This is a genomic window from Bacillus smithii, assembly GCF_001050115.1.
Classification (GTDB): domain Bacteria; phylum Bacillota; class Bacilli; order Bacillales; family DSM-4216; genus Bacillus_O; species Bacillus_O smithii.
The window spans coordinates 105,928-124,183 of record NZ_CP012024.1 but is presented as its reverse complement, the minus strand read 5'-3'; the positions used below and the strand labels follow the sequence as shown (position 1 = coordinate 124,183).

Genomic DNA, 18,256 nt, shown 5'->3' with positions numbered 1-18,256 from the left:
CTGATTCAGCGAGCTTTTTCATAAAATTGTAATTACTTAACTTCAACGCCAGCTCCAACTTCTTCAAGTTTCGCTTTGATTTCTTCAGCTTCTTCTTTAGAAGCGCCTTCTTTAATTGGTTTTGGAGTATTGTCAACAAGTTCTTTTGCTTCTTTAAGTCCAAGACCTGTGATTTCACGAACCACTTTAATAACTTTGATTTTTTGTGAACCTGCATCAGTCAGAATTACATCGAATTCTGTTTTTTCAGCAGCGTCAGCGCCACCAGCAGCAGCACCAGCGATAGCCACAGGAGCAGCAGCCGTTACGCCAAATTCTTCTTCAATAGCTTTTACTAAGTCGTTTAATTCAAGAACGCTCATTTCTTTGATAGCGTCGATGATTTGTTCTTTCGTCATCTTTATTTTCCTCCTTAAATTATTTTATCACAATGCAGTCATATAATCATAGCAATAAAGATTATGCGCCTTGTTCTTCTTTTTGTTCAGCCACAGCTTTAGCAGCAAGAGCAAAGTTGCGGATTGGTGCTTGAAGCACGCTAAGCAGCATTGAAAGCAGACCTTCGCGAGACGGAAGTTCAGCCAACGCTTTGATTTCTTCTAAGGAAACAACTTTTCCTTCGATGACCCCAGCTTTAATTTCAAGCGCTTCGTTTTCTTTAGCGAAGTTGTTTAAAATTTTGGCCGGAGCTACAACATCGTCGTTGCTGAAAGCGATGGCGTTCGGACCTGTCAACACGTCGTTGATTTCCGTTAATTCAGCCGCTTCAGCAGCACGGCGCGTTAAAGTATTTTTATATACTTTAAATTCCACACCCGCTTCGCGAAGCTGTTTACGAAGTTCTGTAATTTCCGCAACGTTTAATCCACGGTAATCTACCACAATGGTCGAAACGCTGTTTTTAAATTTTTCCGTAATTTCTTCCACAATTTGTTTCTTTTTTTCAATTGCAGTGCTCATCTTTACACCTCCTATATATGGCAGATGAACATTTATACCGCGCGAGCCAATAAAAAACCTCCATGCGTAGACACGGAGGCAAAGAAGACAATGTCAAAAAGGACATGTATCTATACGATCTTACCTCGGCAGGAAATTAAGCTTTGAAGAAAGCACCTGCTGTCTACGGTACAAATGTTATTCGTTTTTCAAACGTGTTTCATTATATTATAATTTATACAAATTGTCAATTTGATTTTACAGCAACGGAAGCTGGATCTACTTTAATTCCAGGTCCCATTGTAGAAGTAACGGAAACATTTTTCATGTACGTTCCTTTAGCAGCAGCTGGTTTTGCTTTTAATAAAGTTTCAAAGATCGTTTCAAAATTTTCAACCAGTTTTTCATTATCAAATGAAACCTTGCCTATAGGAACATGAATGTTTCCAGCTTTATCTACACGGTATTCTACTTTACCGGCTTTAATTTCTTGAACTGCTTTCGTTACATCAAAAGTAACAGTGCCGGTTTTAGGGTTTGGCATTAAACCTTTAGGACCTAAAATACGACCTAGTTTACCAACTTCACCCATCATGTCCGGGGTTGCCACAATCACGTCAAAGTCAAACCAGCCTTCGCTGATTTTGTTGATATATTCTGTATCGCCAACGTAGTCTGCGCCTGCCGCTTCCGCTTCTTTTGCTTTTTCACCTTTCGCAAACACAAGAACTTTCGCTGTTTTACCAGTTCCATTCGGAAGAACAACAGCTCCGCGAATTTGTTGGTCCGCTTTCTTCGGATCAACGCCAAGACGGAAAGCAGCTTCAACCGTAGCGTCGAATTTGGTATAGTTCGTTTTCTTTACTAAATCAATTGCTTCTTCAATAGAATAAGCTTTCGAACGATCAACAAGCTTAAGAGCCTCTAAATATTTCTTTCCTTTTTTAGCCATTTCAATATCCTCCTTATGTGGTATTAACGGAAATCCTCCCACTAATAAAGGCTGCGAGTGAAAGTAATCCAATACATTCAACTTCGCAACCTTGTCAACAATCACTTAAGCGTTAGTCTTCAATCACAATGCCCATGCTGCGTGCAGTACCTTCAACCATTCGCATAGCAGCTTCCACGCTGGCTGCATTAAGGTCCGGCATTTTCAATTCAGCGATTTCGCGTACTTTGTCGCGTTTAATTGTTGCTACTTTGTTGCGGTTTGGCTCACCAGAACCAGATTCGATACCGGCTGCTTTTTTAAGCAATACGGCAGCAGGCGGTGTTTTGGTGATGAATGTAAATGAACGGTCCTCAAAAACCGTAATTTCAACCGGAATGATTAAACCTGCTTGGTCTGCTGTACGAGCATTAAATTCCTTACAGAATCCCATGATATTGACACCAGCTTGACCAAGCGCAGGACCTACTGGCGGAGCAGGATTTGCTTTACCTGCAGGGATTTGCAATTTAACTACTTTGATTACTTTTTTAGCCACGAGACACACCTCCTTAAGTCCGTGATGTGGTACTTGGAGAATCCAATCTCCTCCCACTCATGCAGTCATCTATCAAAATCAGCCTCCCAATCGAGAGACACACTGACTTATGAAATAGTACCATTTTTTTAGCGAAAATTCAAGTTGGTTACAAAATTATTTCTCGACTTGATCAAAATCAAGTTCAATTGGCGTCTCCCGACCAAACATATTTACCAGAACTTTCAACTTTCCTTTGTCATAGTCAATTTCTTCAATGGTTCCGGCAAAATTCGCAAACGGACCTTCTTTCACCGTTACCACTTCACCAATTTCAAAGTGAACGTCAAGCCGTTTTTCCTCAATGCCCATTTGTTTTAAAATGGCCTCTACTTCTTCCGGCAAAAGAGGAGTCGGCTTGGATCCAGAACCAGAAGATCCGACAAAACCGGTGACACCAGGAGTATTTCGTACTACATACCAAGAATCGTCAGTCATGACCAGCTCCACCAGTACATAACCGGGGAAAACTTTTCTTTTTACTACTTTCTTTTTCCCGTTTTTTACATCCGTTTCCTCTTCCTCCGGCACAATCACACGGAAAATTTTGTCTTGCATTCCCATTGATTCAACTCTTTTTTCTAAATTTGCTTTTACTTTATTTTCGTAGCCTGAATACGTGTGTACTACATACCAATTTTTCTCCATTTCCAAGGGACTTAGCGTCCTTCCCTCCTCCAAGTTATACAGCTCTCTGTGGACAGCCACGGATCATTTTTCATTGCAGGAAAATCATTTTCTACCGATCTGCCACATTAGCTTATTAGTGCGTTCGATTGAAAACCGCAAAGAAATATCTGTATCTTCATTGTTTTAGACTTTCGATGAAAACACATGTGGTCAGTTCGCTCTTTTTATCCAAATGAAAAAACCCGAATATCCCGGGCTTTTTCTGCATCTTGACTATTTTGTTTTCATTATACCATGTATGAAGAAGGTATATTCAAGGGAAATAAAAAGATTTTACCATCATTTTAATATCCAGCGAACGATCGAAGAAATTCCCAAGTCCACGACCGCGAAAAAAACGGCCAAAAACGCGACGGTCGCGATAACTGTTATGGTGTAGTTCGTTAATTCTTTCCGATTAGGCCAGCTGACCTTTCTCATCTCAGACGTGACGTTACGGAAAAATTGGGCAATACGTGACATGTCGAAACCTCCATATAATGCTTGCTCTTACGATTATTTCGTCTCCTTATGAATCGTATGTTGATTGCAATATTTGCAAAACTTTTTCACTTCTAAACGCTGAGCCGAGTTGCTCCCGTTAACAGAATAATTTCTTGAACCGCATTTTGAGCAAGCTAAAACGACTTTTTTTCTCATTTTTGGTCACCTAATAAGATTATAACGTTGAAATGTTAAAAAAATATCACTATAATTGTAAAATGTCAAACAAACGTTTAAATAGATAATTGTTTTATTTCAAGATAGCGCTCAAGTTTTCTTTTTACCCTTTGTAAAGCATTATCAATCGATTTGACGTGGCGGTTCAGCTCTTCGGAAATCTCTTGATAAGACTGACCGTCCAAATACAGTGCCAATACCTTTCTTTCAAGATCGCTCAATAGCTCATTCATTTTTTCCTCGATGCTGTCAAATTCTTCTCTGTTGATTAACAGCTCTTCCGGATCAAGCATTTTTGTCCCCGAAATGACGTCCATAAGCGTCCGGTCTGATTCTTCGTCATAAATCGGTTTATCAAGTGATACATAAGAATTTAAAGGTATATGTTTTTGCCTCGTAGCTGTTTTAATAGCGGTTATAATTTGTCTTGTAATGCAAAGCTCCGCAAAAGCTTTAAAGGTTGTAAGCTTGTCCTCTTTATAATCACGGATGGCTTTGTAAAGGCCAATCATTCCCTCCTGAACAATATCTTCCTTATCGGCGCCAATCAGGAAATAAGAACGAGCTTTGGCCCTTACAAAGTTTTTGTACTTGTGAATCAGAAAATCCAATGCTTCACTATTCCCTTGATGAACCAATTCGATAATTTCTTCGTCATCCATCTTTTCCAATACCCCGCCGTTTAAGCTCCGATTATTCAAGCTCACACCATCCCCTCGACCGCAAAAACATAGATAGAAATATTATACAGTAGAAATTTTTTGAACGTCAACGAATCATTTTTGACCACGGCGCCATTTTTCAAAAATTTCCGCCACTTCGTCACTAAGAAAGATTTTTGAAACAGATTTCGCTTCTTGCGTTTTCTTCACTTTCTTTTTTATTTTTTTCTCGATTTCTTTCATCTCGATCAGCAATTCCCGTGCTGAAATACGAAGCGCCCCTTGCCCGAAAACGGCCCATTGTTCCGTATAATCGGATGTTGCTACATATACTTGATTGCGAATATTCGTCAATTCAATCGCCTTTTTTTCAATCCATTCATCGGCAGATTCATTTTCTCTCGTAAAGACGACTTCGACTTGATAATTTTGATATCTTTTTTCAATCCCCTTTACATAGTGGGCATCAAACACGACGATCACTTTAAATCCGCTGTATCCTTGATATTCTGCCATTTTTTCAATTAAACGGTCCCTTGCTGCCGCTAAATCTTTTTTCTTCAATTCCTGAAGTTCCGGCCAGGCTCCGATAATATTGTAGCCGTCGACTAATAGGATGTTCATCTTAATCCCCTAAAGGATAACGATTTCTAAAAATCTCATACATGAGCAATCCGGCTGCAACCGATGCGTTTAATGAGGTTACATGGCCTCTCATCGGAAGTCGATAGAGAAAATCGCATTTTTCTTTTAACAGCCTGCTCATTCCTCGCCCTTCACTGCCAATAATTAAACCAAGCGGAAGCTTTCCGTCAAGACTTCGATAATCCTCATTGCCTTGAGCATCTGTCCCCGCAATCCAAAGGCCTCTCTCTTTAAGCTCGTCCACTGTCCGGGCCAAGTTCGTAACGCGGGCAACAGGGATATATTCTATGGCACCGGTGGAAGCTTTCGCTACCGCCGTCGTCAGTCCTACCGCTCTTCGTTTCGGAATGATAATTCCATGGACACCGACAGCATCGGCCGTTCTCATGATAGAGCCTAAATTATGCGGATCTTCGATTTCATCTAAAATTAAAAGAAAAGGCGTTTCCTTTCTTTCAGCGGCCACTTGAAACAATTTATCTATATCTGCATACTTGTATGCTGCCACTTGTGCGACAACACCTTGATGGTTTTCGTTCACTAGTTGATCAATCTTTTGTTTCGGGACAAATTGAACGAGAATGTTCGCCTTTTTTGCTTCTTTAATGATCGGCGTCATAGATCCTTTTTGAGCACCATCCGCAATCCATATTTTATTGATCTCCCGCTTGGATCGAAGGGCTTCCAACACAGTGTTCCTGCCGGCAATTAATTCCTTATCCAATGGGGCTCCTCCTCCTTTTAATCTGTTGGTATTTGCAAAGATTGATCGATGATGTCATTCAATCGGGATGACTGCCCCGTTAAAAACAAATAGCCGATCAGTGCTTCAAAAGCAGTGCTGTAGCGATAGGTTTGCACATCGGTATTTTTCGGAACCGTGCCGGATTTTGCATTTCTTCCCCTTTTTACTATAGACAACTCCGTTTCGGAAAGAACGTGATCATCGATCAATTTTTTCAAAATCATAGCCTGCGCTTTGGCTGAAACATAATGAGTGGCAGCTTTGTGCAGACGATTCGGTTTTACATATCCGTTTACTAAAAGATGTCGGCGAACATATACTTCATAGATCGCGTCGCCCATATAAGCCAGCGCCAGTCCATTTAATTGTTCAGCGTCCTCCATTTGTTCAAATTCCATCATTCTTTTATCCTCTTTTCCATCTCGTCCCTTGCGGCGTATCTTCCAAAATAATATTCATATTCTTTAATTGATCCCTAATTTCATCCGCCAGCTGAAAATTGCGCTCCTTGCGTGCTTGGTTCCGCTTTTCAATCAGCTGCTCGATCTCTTCATCCAGCCACTCATTCACTTCCAGCTTCAATCCCAAGACGGAAAAAAGATCTTCAAATTCTTTCATAAAAGCGGAAATGACTTTTTCAGACGTAATCTTCTCCATCAAATAATAATTAGCTTGACGAGACAATTCAAACAAAACGGAAATGCCGTTTGCCGTATTGAAATCATCATCCATTTCCTTTATAAACTCTTCATGAAGCTGTTGAATCTTTTCCAGCCATTCTCTGTCATTTTCTGTCAAATTTGTACTTGCTTCTTTCCGGTGTTTTAAATTTTGGTAAGAAGTTTTCAACCGTTCCAGCGATGTTTTAGCGTTTTCCAGCAATTCTTCGCTGTAATTGATCGGATGGCGGTAATGGACAGACAGCATAAAAAACCTCAATGCGTCGGGATCATGCTTTTGAATAATATCATGGACCAAAACGAAATTTCCTAGCGACTTGGACATCTTCTCATTATTAATATTAATATAACCGTTATGCATCCAATAACGAGCAAATGTCTTGCCGGAAAGAGCTTCTGATTGAGCAATTTCGTTTTCGTGGTGAGGGAACGTTAAATCTTGCCCGCCCGCATGAATATCAATAGTATCTCCTAAATAATGGCGAGCCATCGCCGAGCATTCAATATGCCAGCCGGGGCGTCCTTTTCCCCACGGGCTGTTCCAAGCAATTTCGCCTTCCTTTGCTGCTTTCCATAACGCAAAATCTAGAGCGTCCTCTTTTTTCTCGCCAACCTCGATTCGAGCTCCCACTTTTAATTCATCTATAGATTGATGGGAAAGCTTCCCATAGTCTTTAAATTTTCTCGTCCGAAAATACACATCTCCGTCAACTTCATAGGCGTAACCTTTGCTTTCCAACGTGCGAATAAACTCGATAATAATCCCCATATTTTCCGTAACCCTTGGATGAATGTCCGCTCGTTTGCAGCCGAGAGCTTCTATATCCTCAAAATAAGCGTTGATAAACCGATTGGCAAGTGTCGGGACATCCTCTCCCAGTTCTCTTGCGGCTCGTATCAGTTTATCGTCCACGTCCGTGAAATTGGAAACGTATTGAACATCATATCCGCGAAATTCCAAATATCTTCGCACTGTATCAAAGACGATGGCGGGGCGGGCGTTTCCAATATGAATATAATTGTATACAGTCGGGCCGCATACATACATTTTCACTTTCCCTTTTTCCAGGGGAACGAAAGGCTCCTTGCGCCTAGTAAGCGTATTATAAAGTTGAATTGACATTTTCTTTTTCCCCTTTCCGCAAGTTTTCGATTTCCTCTCGAAGTCTTTTTATTTCCTGTTCCATTTCACGTAAACGATCTGCAATCGGATCCGGCAAGTCGCGGTGATTTAAATCCTTTTTGATTTTTTTCCCATTTTGTACGACAATTCTTCCGGGAATGCCAACAACCGTAGAATTCGGGGGAACATCCTTTAAAACAACCGAACCAGCCCCTATTTTTGAATTCTCTCCAATTGTAATAGAACCAAGCACTTTTGCACCCGTTGCAATCAGCGCATTATCTTTGACGGTTGGATGGCGTTTTCCTTTTTCCTTGCCTGTGCCACCAAGTGTAACCCCTTGATAAAGGGTTACATTATCCCCGATTTCGCAAGTTTCTCCAATCACAACTCCCATTCCATGATCGATAAATAATTTGCGGCCAATTTTTGCTCCCGGATGAATTTCAATACCAGTAAAAAACCGACTCACTTGTGAAATAACCCGGGCTAGAAAGTAAAACTTTCTTTTGAACAAAGCATGGGCAATTCTATGAGCCCAAATGGCGTGCAGTCCTGAATAAGTCAAAATGACTTCAAGATAGCTTCTTGCAGCTGGATCTTGTTCGAAAACCACTTCAATATCTTCTTTTAATGTTTTAAACATTCAGCTCTCCTCCTTTACATTCATGATTTTGTACAGCTAATTACTGCTCTTGCTTCCTTATCAAGATTGGCAATAAAAGCAGATCCTGTATTCGGCTATGACTTTTATTTTCGTTTATTAGGTGCTTTTTCTTCATCCCGATTTTTTATTTTCATGCAAAAAAGGAGACTAATTTGGCTAAGCATTCAGCTTTTTAAATAGCCAGCTGCAAACAAGAAACCCCCTCCCCTTTATGCAAAAAAGCGTCCCTGTAAAAGACAGAGACGCTTTCAGCGCGGTTCCACTCTGTTTGAGAACAGCGGCCAAACGGCCAGTTCCCCAAACTCATTCCTTTAACGGGGGCTACCGCCGCATCTTACTTTTCCCCTAAAATTTCAGATGCGGGCTCAGAGGTGCATTTCGAAAACCGAGAGGTTTAAACCACTTTCAGCCGGTGATGGTTCTCTCTGTTAAACATCGGTTTCCTACTTCTCCTCTTCAACGCTTTCTCTTTATGCTTTTCAATATATTGACTTTCGAACAAAATGTTAACGAAGAAGGTTTTCAATTCTTTCTGCCACTTTGTCTTTTCCGAGAAGTTCAAGAGTGTTCGGAAGTTCAGGGCCGTGCATTTGCCCCGTAACAGCTACCCGAATCGGCATATACAGCTTTTTCCCTTTATGGCCTGTCTCTTTTTGAACGGCTTTAATGGCCTTTTTAATCTCAGCTGCTTCAAACACATCCAGTTCTCGAACTTTATTCAAGAAGGTCCCAAGGACTTCCGGCACCTGTTCTTCGGAGAGAACAGCTTTTGCTTCTTCATTATACTCAATTTTTTCTTTAAAGAACAACTCGGATAGCTCTACAATTTCCGCTCCATAACTCATTTGTTCCTGATAAAGAGCGATTAATTTTCTCACCCATTGTTTTTCCTCAGGGGACAATGTTTTCGAAACACGCCCCGCTTTTATCAGATGCGGAAGCGCCAGCTCCACTACCTTGTCCAAATCCAACTGTTTCATATATTGGTTATTCATCCACATAAGCTTTTGCTTGTCAAAAACAGCTGGTGATTTGGAAAGACGATTGGGATCAAAAATTTGAATGAATTCTTCCCTTGAGAAAATTTCTTCTTCCCCTTTTGGGGACCATCCCAATAATGCAATAAAATTAAACAGTGCTTCCGGCAGATAGCCAAGTTCTTCATATTGTTCGATAAACTGGATAATAGATTCATCCCGTTTGCTCAATTTTTTGTGATTTTTATTTACAATTAACGTCATATGTCCAAATTTAGGCGGTTCCCAGCCAAAAGCTTCGTATATCATTAATTGTTTAGGTGTATTTGAAATATGGTCATCACCGCGAAGGACATGAGTCATACCCATTAAATGGTCATCGATCGTCACAGCAAAATTATATGTCGGCATGCCGTCTTTTTTTACGATGACAAAATCGCCGATATCGTCTGATTCAAAAGACACATGATTTTTGACAATATCATCGAATTCGTATACTTTCCCTTCCGGCACGCGAAAACGAATGCTGGGTTGACGCCCTTCCGCTTCCAGAGCTTTCTGCTGTTCTTTTGTTAAATGGCGGCATTTGCCCGAATAGCGGGGCGTTTCTCCCCGTGCAAGCTGCGCTTTCCGCTCCGCTTCCAACTCTTCTTCCGTACAATAACATTTATAAGCAAGGCCTCTGTCTAAAAGGTCTTCATAATATTTTTTGTAAATTTCCGTACGTTCCGACTGACGGTATGGTTCATATGGGCCGCCAACATCTACACCTTCATCCCAATCCATTCCGAGCCATTTTAGGTATTTAAGTTGGCTTTGTTCACCGCCTTCTATATTCCGCTTTTGGTCGGTATCTTCAATCCGGATAATAAATTTTCCGCCTTGGCTTCTGGCGAATAAATAATTAAACAATGCCGTGCGTGCATTTCCAATATGCAAATGTCCTGTCGGGCTTGGCGCATATCGCACACGTATTTCACTAGCCATTATTTGAATGCCTCCTCTTGATTTCAATGCGCGAATCGATTCGATGCATGCTTTCCGTTTCCATTTTTCCAACTCTTTGCTGAAAATGAAAACAGAAACTGCTATCTCTCCCGATCACCATTTTTCAGGAAAAACCCGCATCCATACGTTTTCTTCCTGTAGTATTTTAACATCTTTGTCTTTTTGAATAAAGGTTATTCTCTTTCTTTCTCAATAAGGACTACGGCCAAAGAAGCGATCCCTTCTTCTCTTCCGGGGAAGCCCAGCTTTTCGGTCGTCGTGGCTTTGACATTGACCTGGCGAATGTCTGCTTCTAAAAGTTCCGCGATTTTTTGCCGCATTTGTTCAATATAAGGCGCCATTTTAGGCTTTTGGGCGATGATGGTGCCATCGACATTGCCCAATCGAAAGCCTTTTTCCTTCACTAATTTCCACACATGAGAAAGCAAAAAGGAAGAATTGGCATCTTTAAAAGCAGGGTCGGTATCAGGAAAATGGGATCCGATATCTCCTTCCCCAATAGCGCCCAAACAAGCATCAGCGATGGCATGCAGCAATACATCCGCATCTGAATGGCCCAGCAATCCTTTCTCATAGGGAATCGCAACTCCGCCTATAATCAAAGGCCTGTTTTCCACCAATTGATGAACATCAAATCCTTGTCCCACTCGAAACATTTCTGTAAAACTCCTTTTTCATTGTTCATTCATACGTTTGTTTAAAATAGCCTCAGCAAACAGTAAATCTTCTGGCGTCGTCAATTTAATATTATCATAATCCCCCTCTACAATTTGAACAGGAATCCCAAGCCTTTCAACTAAAGAGGAATCGTCCGTCCCTAAAAAAGAGTCACGCTCCGCAGCATTGTGCGCTTTTAACAATACGGGCACACGAAAAGCTTGTGGCGTTTGTACTGACCACAAGCTTGAGCGATCAATCGTTTCCGTTACCAAACCACCCGTCCCTTTTTTGATCGTATCTTTCACGGGAACAGCTGCAATTGCGGCAGGAAATTCCGTTAACTGATCAACGAGTTTATGAATCACCTTTATCGTGATAAAAGGACGGGCTCCATCATGGACAAGTACCACGTTGCAATTTTTTAACATTTTCAATCCTTTTTGAACACTGTGCTGACGCTCTCGCCCGCCCGTAGTGATAGACTGAACTTTCGTAATTCTGTATTGTTTCACCAAAGTTAAAAAGATATCTTTTTCTTGTTGTTTGGCTACTAAGATAATCCCTTCACACCAAGGATCACTTTCAAAAACCTTTAAAGTATGAATAATCACTGGCAAGCCGCGCAATTCCATCAATAATTTGTTCTTTTTAGCTTTCATCCGCTTCCCTTGCCCAGCTGCCGGGATTACTACCTGATAATTCATACTCATCCAACTCCATTATCGCTTATAATGCTTTTTCTAACAATTTTGGCTTAGCAAATATCATTCGTCCTGCAGAAGTTTGTAATACGCTTGTGACGAGAACGTCAATTTGTTTTCCGATAAAATCTTTTCCTTCTTCCACAACAATCATTGTTCCATCATCTAAATAGGCGACACCTTGATTATGTTCTTTTCCATCTTTAATGACTTGAACATTTATTTCCTCTCCCGGAAGGACAATCGGTTTCACAGCATTCGCTAAATCATTGATATTTAAAACCGGAACTTTTTGGAATTCGCAAACTTTGTTCAAATTATAATCATTTGTCACAACGACTCCGTTCATTACTTTTGCTAGTTTTACAAGCTTGCTGTCCACCTCTTGGATGTCTTCAAAATCTCCTTCGTAAATTTGAACTTCAATGGGAAGTTCTTTTTGAATTCGATTTAAAATATCAAGGCCTCTCCGCCCCCGATTTCTTTTTAACGCATCGGACGAGTCCGCGATATGCTGAAGCTCTTCGAGAACAAATTGAGGGATCACGATCACACCTTCCAAAAATCCAGTCTGGCAAATATCCGCAATTCTGCCATCAATGATGACACTCGTATCCAAAATTTTAAATGTTTTCCGTTCAGGCGATTCAGGCTCGCTTTCCTTTCTTCTGCTTACTCTATTCGACGTAAATAATGCTTTGATTTCATCTCTTTTCTTAAAACCCACTTGAAAACCTAAATACCCTAAAAGCAAAGTCAAAAAAATCGGGGCAACTGTATTAATGATGGGAATTTCAATTTTGTTGAGCGGGATCCCTAATAAATAAGCGACAATCAACCCCACAATCAGCCCAACACATCCTGATATCATATCCACAACCGGCATTTTAACCAACCGGTCTTCGATCCATTTTACAAAATTCACAACATAATCCACAGCCCAGAAAGTCAATAAATAAAATATAATGGCTCCTAAAACAGTAGTTGTGTATGGATTGTACAATAATCTTGCCTCAGGCAATTTCAATAAATGAAATAATTCCGGCAAAACAAACAGACCTAATGTTCCACCCAAAATGATAAAAATGGCTTGCACAATACGTCTTAGCATGTACAACATTCACCTCCTCTTTACCATTATAAACACTTTTCTTTTATTATAACCTTTGCAAAGAGAATAATTTTTTATTATAACATAGATGAAAAATTTTCTTTACATTTGAAAAATTCGCCGGCTAAATTAAGGAAAATCTTAGTAACTTGAGAGTAACATCCTACAATGCAACTGTCAATTTAAATGAATGCCTCTCTCTATAATTGACGATCAGCTAACATTTGATCCTTTATTAACTTTAATCCTTCTTTTATTTTTCGCGCCCGCACTTCTCCAATCCCTTCTACGTCATCCAGTTTATCGACATCCGCTTTCACAATTTCCGGCAGCCATTTAAACTTTGAAATTAAATTTTCGATGATGACGATAGGAAGGCGCGGAATTTTTCTTAAAGCGCGATAGCCTCTGGGACATATTCCTTCTTCGATCGGAACGTGGCCCGAAAAACCAAGAAGCTTTAATAAAACCGAATCATCCAGCAGTTCATTCGTCACCAACTCTTGAAATTTGGAGAGCACTTCAAACGGTTTAACTTGACGGTCTTTTGAATAGTCGCGAATAATCAGCATGGCTTCGTCTTCCATGTCAGACAGCAATTCATTCATCTGCAGTTGTATCAGACGCCCCTCCACACCAAGCTCGTTTAAATAAGCCAACAATTCTTTTTTAATCCGCAGAACCATTTCAATTTTATGGAGAACTTGCAAAACATCGCTATATGTAACCAATTCCTCAAATTCCAGCATGGTCAAATTGGCAATGGCTTGATCGAGGACCATTTTATATTTTTCCAAAGTTTGTATGGCTTGATTCGCTTTAGTCAAAATGACTCCAATGTCTTTTAGCGCGTAACGGAACTTTCCCTGATATAAAGTAATGACATTTCTTCTTTGTGAAATCGCAATGACTAATGAATTCGTTTGCCTGGCGACTCTCTCAGCCGTCCGATGGCGCATCCCCGTTTCCGATGAAGGAATGGACGAATCAGGAGCAAGATGGGCATTCGCTAAAATGACTTTCGTACCCGTTTCATTCAAAATAATCGCTCCATCCATTTTGGCCAATTCATATAAATTGCTCGGTGTGAAATCACAATCTATATAAAAGCCGCCATCCACCAATTCTTTCACTTTCTCATTGTAGCCCATGACAATTAGGCCGCCCGTTTTGGCTCTTAAAACATTGTCTATCCCTTCACGAATAGGTGTTCCAGGAGCCACTAATTTTAGAATATCTGAGATGGTTTTCTCCTTTTTATCCTCCATTCTCTATCCTCCCAACGCATACTCCAATGCTTCTTCTACTGTTGAAACTCCAATCACCTCTATTTTCCCTGGAGTATTCCAACCACCAAGATTATGGGCCGGAATAATGACACGGGAAAATCCCAGCTTTTCTGCTTCTCGCACTCGCTGTTCAATTCTCGTTACCCTTCTGACTTCACCGGTTAATCCTACTTCTCCAATTATACAATCTGTTGATCGTGTCGGCTTGTCGCGGAAACTGGACACAATGCTGACAGCAACCGCTAAATCAATGGCAGGTTCATCAAGCTTGACTCCCCCAGCCACTTTTAAATAAGCATCTTGATTTTGAAGAAGAAGGCCGACCCTTTTTTCCAATACCGCCATTAAAAGAGACACTCTATTATGATCGATCCCTGTGGCCATTCGACGCGGATAATTAAAACTGGTCGGTGCTATCAATGCCTGTATCTCAACCAACACGGGGCGTGTCCCTTCCATAGAAGCAACTACCGTTGACCCCGATGCACTTTGCGCACGCTCCTCCAAAAAGATTTCCGACGGATTTTCCACCTCTATGAGTCCGGTTTCTTTCATTTCAAAAATTCCCATCTCATTTGTAGAACCAAAGCGATTTTTAACCGCTCTTAAAATGCGGTAAGAATGATGCCGCTCCCCTTCGAAATAAAGAACTGTATCAACCATATGCTCCAAAATTCTAGGACCGGCAATCGAGCCTTCTTTCGTTACGTGCCCTACAATAAAGATAGCCATTCCTTGGACCTTCGCCATTCTCATGAATTCGGCCGTACTTTCCCGCACTTGGGAAACGCTGCCCGGGGCGGAAGTAACTTCAGGGTGGTAGACAGTTTGAATCGAATCAATGATGACAAATTCCGGATTTAATTGATCGATCGCAAGGTTTATTAATTCCAAATTGGTTTCTGAATAGATATAGAGATTGCTAGAATCCACATTCAAGCGATCCGCACGCAGTTTGATTTGTTTCGCCGATTCTTCTCCGGATATATATAAAACTTTATGGCCCCCGCTCGCTAGCTGGCTGGAAATTTGCAGCAACAATGTCGACTTTCCGATACCCGGATCTCCTCCGATTAAAACAAGAGAGCCGGCGACGATTCCTCCGCCTAAAACACGGTTGAATTCTTTCATATTGGTTGTCGTTCTAGGCTCTTCCGTTGATTGTACTGTAATGAGCGGTGATGGCTTCGAAATCCGCGAAGATTCGGAATGAATAAATGTTTTCTTTTGTCGCCCCGTCATATCCACTTCTTCCACCATTTGGTTCCATTCCCCGCATCCGGGACATCTCCCCATCCATTTCGGCGATTCATATCCGCATGATTGACAAATAAATTTTGTTTTTTTCTTTACCATATGGATCCTCTTCCTTTATATTATGAACACATTTGAACATTCATGTGAAACAATTCATATTCTCTGGAATTTGCCTTACAGATGTGTGAGATTATTATAACAATCCAAGATAAAAAAGAGGTACACGGATGCTTATCATACGCGTACCTCTTGTTGATTTCCCCCTGGACAGACATCATCCTCAAATTTCCTTGGGAAAAGGTCCTTTATTCAAAAGCCTGATAACTCCCTGACCTGCTAACTGATAACTTTAACGAAGCCAAATAACTTTCGATATCTCCGGGCATCAAAGGGAGGTTATAACGGCTTTAGATCCGAATTCTTCCAGAATCGGGATAGGGTACTTTTTAGATGTCATTCCATTACTCCAATTGACGGTTGTTTTGTTTTTACTACGAATTCGTTATTTTCCACGTCAATCACGACATTTTGTCCTGGATGGATATTGCCTTTTAAAAGTTCTTCCGACAGCCGATCTTCAATATGTTTCTGGATCGCCCGACGCAACGGACGAGCTCCATATTCAGGATCGTATCCTTCTTCGGCAATTTTCTCTTTTGCTTTATCGGTCAGTTCAAGCTCAATATGCTGCTCTTTCAAACGTTTGGTTAATTGATCAGACATTAACGAAACAATCTGTTTCAATTGATCTTTTTCCAACGAATGGAACACAATAATTTCGTCAATTCGATTTAAAAATTCAGGACGAAATGCTCTTTTGAGTTCTTCCAGCACTTTCCCTTTCATATCTTTAAATTCCTGCTCGCCGTCCTGAATATTAAATCCAACATACTTGTTTTTCTTCAACGCTTCAGCGCCCACATTGGACGTCATTATCAGAACTGTATTCCGGAAGTCAACCGTTCTACCTTTTGAATCAGTTAAACGGCCATCTTCTAATACTTGAAGAAGAATGTTGAAAACATCCGGATGCGCTTTTTCAATTTCGTCTAGCAATATAACAGAATACGGCTTGCGTCTAACCTTTTCTGTCAATTGTCCGCCTTCCTCAAATCCGACATAACCAGGAGGAGAGCCAACTAAACGGGAAGTCGAATGTTTCTCCATGTATTCTGACATATCGATTCGGATCATAGCATCTTCATCGCCAAACATAGCTTCCGCCAATGCTCTAGCCAGCTCTGTTTTCCCAACTCCGGTCGGTCCGAGGAAAATAAAGGAGCCGATTGGACGTTTTGGATCTTTTAATCCTGCCCGTGCACGACGAACAGCTTTAGCCACCGCTTTTACAGCTTCTTCCTGGCCAATGACCCGCGAATGTAGAATTTCTTCAAGATTTAACAATCTTTCTGTTTCAGTTTGTGCCAATTTGGAAACAGGAATTCCTGTCCAGCTGGAAACAACTGTCGCAATATCTTCAACCGTCACTTCGCTGTTTTCTTTTCCTTGTTTTTCTTTCCAAGATTTTTTCGTTTCTTCCAACTGCTCGCGCAATTTTTGCTCAGCGTCTCTTAAAGAAGCTGCTTTTTCAAATTCTTGGCTTTGTACAGCTGCATCTTTTTCTTTTCTAATTTCTTCAAGTTTTTGCTCCAGTTCTTTTAAATTCGGAGGAGTGGTAAAGGAGCGTAATCTTACTTTCGAGCCTGCTTCATCAATAAGGTCAATCGCTTTATCCGGCAAGAAACGATCCGAAATATAACGATCCGATAATTTAACCGCCGCTTCAATCGCCTCATCTGTAATGGATACACGGTGATGTGCTTCGTAGCGATCTCTTAGCCCTTTTAAAATTTGAATCGATTCTTCAATGGTCGGTTCATCTACTTGAATAGGCTGAAAGCGTCTTTCCAAAGCAGCATCTTTTTCGATATATTTGCGATATTCATCTAATGTTGTTGCTCCAATGCATTGCAACTCGCCTCTTGCCAATGCCGGCTTCAATATATTGGATGCGTCAATGGCGCCTTCTGCTCCTCCCGCACCGATCAAAGTATGAAGCTCGTCGATAAACAAAATAATATTTCCAGCTTGCCGGATTTCATCCATGACTTTTTTCAAACGGTCTTCAAATTCTCCTCGATATTTCGTTCCAGCTACAACGGTCCCCATATCCAATGTCATAACTCGTTTATCACGAAGAGTTTCCGGCACTTCATTATTGACAATTTGTTGGGCTAATCCTTCCGCAATGGCTGTTTTCCCAACACCCGGTTCACCAATCAATACTGGATTGTTTTTCGTTCTGCGGCTTAACACTTCAATCACACGTTGAATTTCTTTACTACGTCCGATCACAGGATCAAGTTTTCCGTCGCGAGCAATAGCTGTCAAATCTCTAGCCAAGCTATCCAATGTCGGCGTATTGGCATGGGCGGACGATCCTGATGCATGCCCATTCGTTTCATTGCTTCCTAAAAGCTGCAGCACTTGTTGACGAGCTTTATTTAAACTAATTCCTAAATTGTTCAATACGCGGGCTGCAACACCTTCGCCTTCTCGGATCAACCCGAGTAAAATATGCTCGGTACCAACATAAGAATGTCCCAGTTTTCTGGCTTCATCCATTGAAAGCTCAATTACTTTTTTAGCCCTTGGCGTATAATGAATGGTTTGGGCGACTCCTTGGCCTTTCCCAATTAAATTCTCCACTTCATTCTGAATTTTTTCAGGGCTCAAACCTAAACCGTAAAGAGCCTTCGCCGCAATTCCTTCGCCTTCCCTTACCAACCCTAATAAAATATGCTCGGTTCCGATATTATTGTGTCCAAGACGGATTGCCTCTTCTTGAGCTAATGCCAGAACTTTCTGAGCCCTTTCGGTAAATCTCCCAAACATCATCTCTTTTCTCCTCCT

The 18,256-nt window shown here is 41.0% G+C and carries 20 protein-coding genes and 2 other annotated features; all 20 genes read right to left on the bottom strand.

The annotated features are described in order from the left end of the window. Positions 1 to 32 precede the first annotated feature (32 nt). The 20 genes from rplL to clpC all read right to left on the bottom strand — a co-directional run bounded on the left by rplL (position 33) and on the right by clpC (position 18,241). A complete protein-coding gene (gene rplL / locus BSM4216_RS00600; protein WP_048622368.1) occupies positions 33 to 398 on the bottom strand; it encodes a 50S ribosomal protein L7/L12 in 366 nt (121 codons plus the stop codon). A 61-nt stretch (positions 399 to 459) separates the two neighbouring features. Then, entirely contained in the window at positions 460 to 960 is a 501-nt protein-coding gene (rplJ, locus tag BSM4216_RS00595; protein WP_048622367.1) for a 50S ribosomal protein L10, read from the bottom strand. 42 nt (positions 961 to 1,002) lie between these two features. Then, positions 1,003 to 1,147, bottom strand: a sequence feature (ribosomal protein L10 leader region). A 39-nt stretch (positions 1,148 to 1,186) separates the two neighbouring features. Beyond that, positions 1,187 to 1,891 carry a 50S ribosomal protein L1 gene (gene rplA, locus BSM4216_RS00590; protein ID WP_048622366.1) on the bottom strand — a complete coding sequence of 235 codons (705 nt, stop codon included), beginning with the start codon at positions 1,889 to 1,891 and terminating at the stop codon, positions 1,187 to 1,189. 112 nt (positions 1,892 to 2,003) lie between these two features. Then, positions 2,004 to 2,429, bottom strand: coding sequence for a 50S ribosomal protein L11 (gene rplK, locus BSM4216_RS00585; protein ID WP_003354800.1), 426 nt, complete (start codon positions 2,427 to 2,429; stop codon positions 2,004 to 2,006). A 156-nt stretch (positions 2,430 to 2,585) separates the two neighbouring features. Further along, positions 2,586 to 3,116 carry a transcription termination/antitermination protein NusG gene (gene nusG, locus BSM4216_RS00580; protein WP_040341608.1) on the bottom strand — a complete coding sequence of 177 codons (531 nt, stop codon included), beginning with the start codon at positions 3,114 to 3,116 and terminating at the stop codon, positions 2,586 to 2,588. 321 nt (positions 3,117 to 3,437) lie between these two features. Further along, positions 3,438 to 3,620: a preprotein translocase subunit SecE gene (secE, locus tag BSM4216_RS00575; protein WP_048622365.1), complete on the bottom strand. Its 183-nt coding sequence runs from the start codon at positions 3,618 to 3,620 to the stop codon at positions 3,438 to 3,440. 33 nt (positions 3,621 to 3,653) lie between these two features. Then, entirely contained in the window at positions 3,654 to 3,797 is a 144-nt protein-coding gene (gene rpmG, locus BSM4216_RS00570; RefSeq protein WP_040341604.1) for a 50S ribosomal protein L33, read from the bottom strand. 77 nt (positions 3,798 to 3,874) lie between these two features. Then, entirely contained in the window at positions 3,875 to 4,480 is a 606-nt protein-coding gene (gene sigH / locus BSM4216_RS00565; protein ID WP_147542803.1) for an RNA polymerase sporulation sigma factor SigH, read from the bottom strand. Between the two features lie 114 nt (positions 4,481 to 4,594). Beyond that, positions 4,595 to 5,104 carry an NYN domain-containing protein gene (locus BSM4216_RS00560; protein WP_048622364.1) on the bottom strand — a complete coding sequence of 170 codons (510 nt, stop codon included), beginning with the start codon at positions 5,102 to 5,104 and terminating at the stop codon, positions 4,595 to 4,597. Between the two features lies 1 nt (position 5,105). Next, entirely contained in the window at positions 5,106 to 5,849 is a 744-nt protein-coding gene (rlmB, locus tag BSM4216_RS00555) for a 23S rRNA (guanosine(2251)-2'-O)-methyltransferase RlmB (RefSeq protein ID WP_003354805.1), read from the bottom strand. Between the two features lie 17 nt (positions 5,850 to 5,866). After that, a complete protein-coding gene (locus tag BSM4216_RS00550; protein WP_003354806.1) occupies positions 5,867 to 6,271 on the bottom strand; it encodes a Mini-ribonuclease 3 in 405 nt (134 codons plus the stop codon). A gap of 4 nt (positions 6,272 to 6,275) precedes the next feature. Beyond that, entirely contained in the window at positions 6,276 to 7,673 is a 1,398-nt protein-coding gene (cysS, locus tag BSM4216_RS00545) for a cysteine--tRNA ligase (protein WP_048622363.1), read from the bottom strand. Then, a complete protein-coding gene (gene epsC / locus BSM4216_RS00540; protein WP_048622362.1) occupies positions 7,654 to 8,319 on the bottom strand; it encodes a serine O-acetyltransferase EpsC in 666 nt (221 codons plus the stop codon). The genes cysS and epsC overlap by 20 nt, the downstream gene beginning before the upstream one ends. A 256-nt stretch (positions 8,320 to 8,575) precedes the next feature. Continuing rightward, positions 8,576 to 8,809 (bottom strand) — a binding site (T-box leader). A gap of 37 nt (positions 8,810 to 8,846) precedes the next feature. Next, entirely contained in the window at positions 8,847 to 10,304 is a 1,458-nt protein-coding gene (gene gltX / locus BSM4216_RS00535; RefSeq protein WP_048622361.1) for a glutamate--tRNA ligase, read from the bottom strand. A gap of 194 nt (positions 10,305 to 10,498) precedes the next feature. Continuing rightward, a complete protein-coding gene (gene ispF / locus BSM4216_RS00530) occupies positions 10,499 to 10,981 on the bottom strand; it encodes a 2-C-methyl-D-erythritol 2,4-cyclodiphosphate synthase (protein WP_048622360.1) in 483 nt (160 codons plus the stop codon). Between the two features lie 18 nt (positions 10,982 to 10,999). After that, positions 11,000 to 11,689: a 2-C-methyl-D-erythritol 4-phosphate cytidylyltransferase gene (ispD, locus tag BSM4216_RS00525; protein ID WP_048622359.1), complete on the bottom strand. Its 690-nt coding sequence runs from the start codon at positions 11,687 to 11,689 to the stop codon at positions 11,000 to 11,002. A gap of 22 nt (positions 11,690 to 11,711) precedes the next feature. After that, the gene (locus tag BSM4216_RS00520) at positions 11,712 to 12,797 is read right to left on the bottom strand and encodes a PIN/TRAM domain-containing protein (RefSeq protein WP_048624343.1); all 1,086 of its coding nucleotides are present in this window, start codon (positions 12,795 to 12,797) and stop codon (positions 11,712 to 11,714) included. A 200-nt stretch (positions 12,798 to 12,997) separates the two neighbouring features. Further along, positions 12,998 to 14,065 (bottom strand): DNA integrity scanning diadenylate cyclase DisA, encoded by a 1,068-nt coding sequence (disA, locus tag BSM4216_RS00515; RefSeq protein WP_003354814.1) that lies wholly within the window; start codon positions 14,063 to 14,065, stop codon positions 12,998 to 13,000. Between the two features lie 3 nt (positions 14,066 to 14,068). Then, entirely contained in the window at positions 14,069 to 15,442 is a 1,374-nt protein-coding gene (gene radA / locus BSM4216_RS00510) for a DNA repair protein RadA (RefSeq protein ID WP_048622358.1), read from the bottom strand. Between the two features lie 354 nt (positions 15,443 to 15,796). Beyond that, the gene (gene clpC / locus BSM4216_RS00505) at positions 15,797 to 18,241 is read right to left on the bottom strand and encodes an ATP-dependent protease ATP-binding subunit ClpC (RefSeq protein WP_048622357.1); all 2,445 of its coding nucleotides are present in this window, start codon (positions 18,239 to 18,241) and stop codon (positions 15,797 to 15,799) included. Positions 18,242 to 18,256 lie beyond the last annotated feature (15 nt).

Bases quoted from the DNA above. Each gene is read 5' to 3' on its own strand.
- rplL (WP_048622368.1), bottom strand. From the start codon at position 398: ATGACGAAAGAACAAATCATCGACGCTATCAAAGAAATGAGCGTTCTT.
- rplJ (WP_048622367.1), bottom strand. From the start codon at position 960: ATGAGCACTGCAATTGAAAAAAAGAAACAAATTGTGGAAGAAATTACG.
- rplA (WP_048622366.1), bottom strand. From the start codon at position 1,891: ATGGCTAAAAAAGGAAAGAAATATTTAGAGGCTCTTAAGCTTGTTGAT.
- nusG (WP_040341608.1), bottom strand. From the start codon at position 3,116: ATGGAGAAAAATTGGTATGTAGTACACACGTATTCAGGCTACGAAAAT.
- secE (WP_048622365.1), bottom strand. From the start codon at position 3,620: ATGTCACGTATTGCCCAATTTTTCCGTAACGTCACGTCTGAGATGAGA.
- rpmG (WP_040341604.1), bottom strand. From the start codon at position 3,797: ATGAGAAAAAAAGTCGTTTTAGCTTGCTCAAAATGCGGTTCAAGAAAT.
- sigH (WP_147542803.1), bottom strand. From the start codon at position 4,480: ATGGATGACGAAGAAATTATCGAATTGGTTCATCAAGGGAATAGTGAA.
- BSM4216_RS00560 (WP_048622364.1), bottom strand. From the start codon at position 5,104: ATGAACATCCTATTAGTCGACGGCTACAATATTATCGGAGCCTGGCCG.
- BSM4216_RS00550 (WP_003354806.1), bottom strand. From the start codon at position 6,271: ATGATGGAATTTGAACAAATGGAGGACGCTGAACAATTAAATGGACTG.
- cysS (WP_048622363.1), bottom strand. From the start codon at position 7,673: ATGTCAATTCAACTTTATAATACGCTTACTAGGCGCAAGGAGCCTTTC.
- epsC (WP_048622362.1), bottom strand. From the start codon at position 8,319: ATGTTTAAAACATTAAAAGAAGATATTGAAGTGGTTTTCGAACAAGAT.
- gltX (WP_048622361.1), bottom strand. From the start codon at position 10,304: ATGGCTAGTGAAATACGTGTGCGATATGCGCCAAGCCCGACAGGACAT.
- ispF (WP_048622360.1), bottom strand. From the start codon at position 10,981: ATGTTTCGAGTGGGACAAGGATTTGATGTTCATCAATTGGTGGAAAAC.
- ispD (WP_048622359.1), bottom strand. From the start codon at position 11,689: ATGAATTATCAGGTAGTAATCCCGGCAGCTGGGCAAGGGAAGCGGATG.
- BSM4216_RS00520 (WP_048624343.1), bottom strand. From the start codon at position 12,797: ATGCTAAGACGTATTGTGCAAGCCATTTTTATCATTTTGGGTGGAACA.
- disA (WP_003354814.1), bottom strand. From the start codon at position 14,065: ATGGAGGATAAAAAGGAGAAAACCATCTCAGATATTCTAAAATTAGTG.
- radA (WP_048622358.1), bottom strand. From the start codon at position 15,442: ATGGTAAAGAAAAAAACAAAATTTATTTGTCAATCATGCGGATATGAA.
- clpC (WP_048622357.1), bottom strand. From the start codon at position 18,241: ATGATGTTTGGGAGATTTACCGAAAGGGCTCAGAAAGTTCTGGCATTA.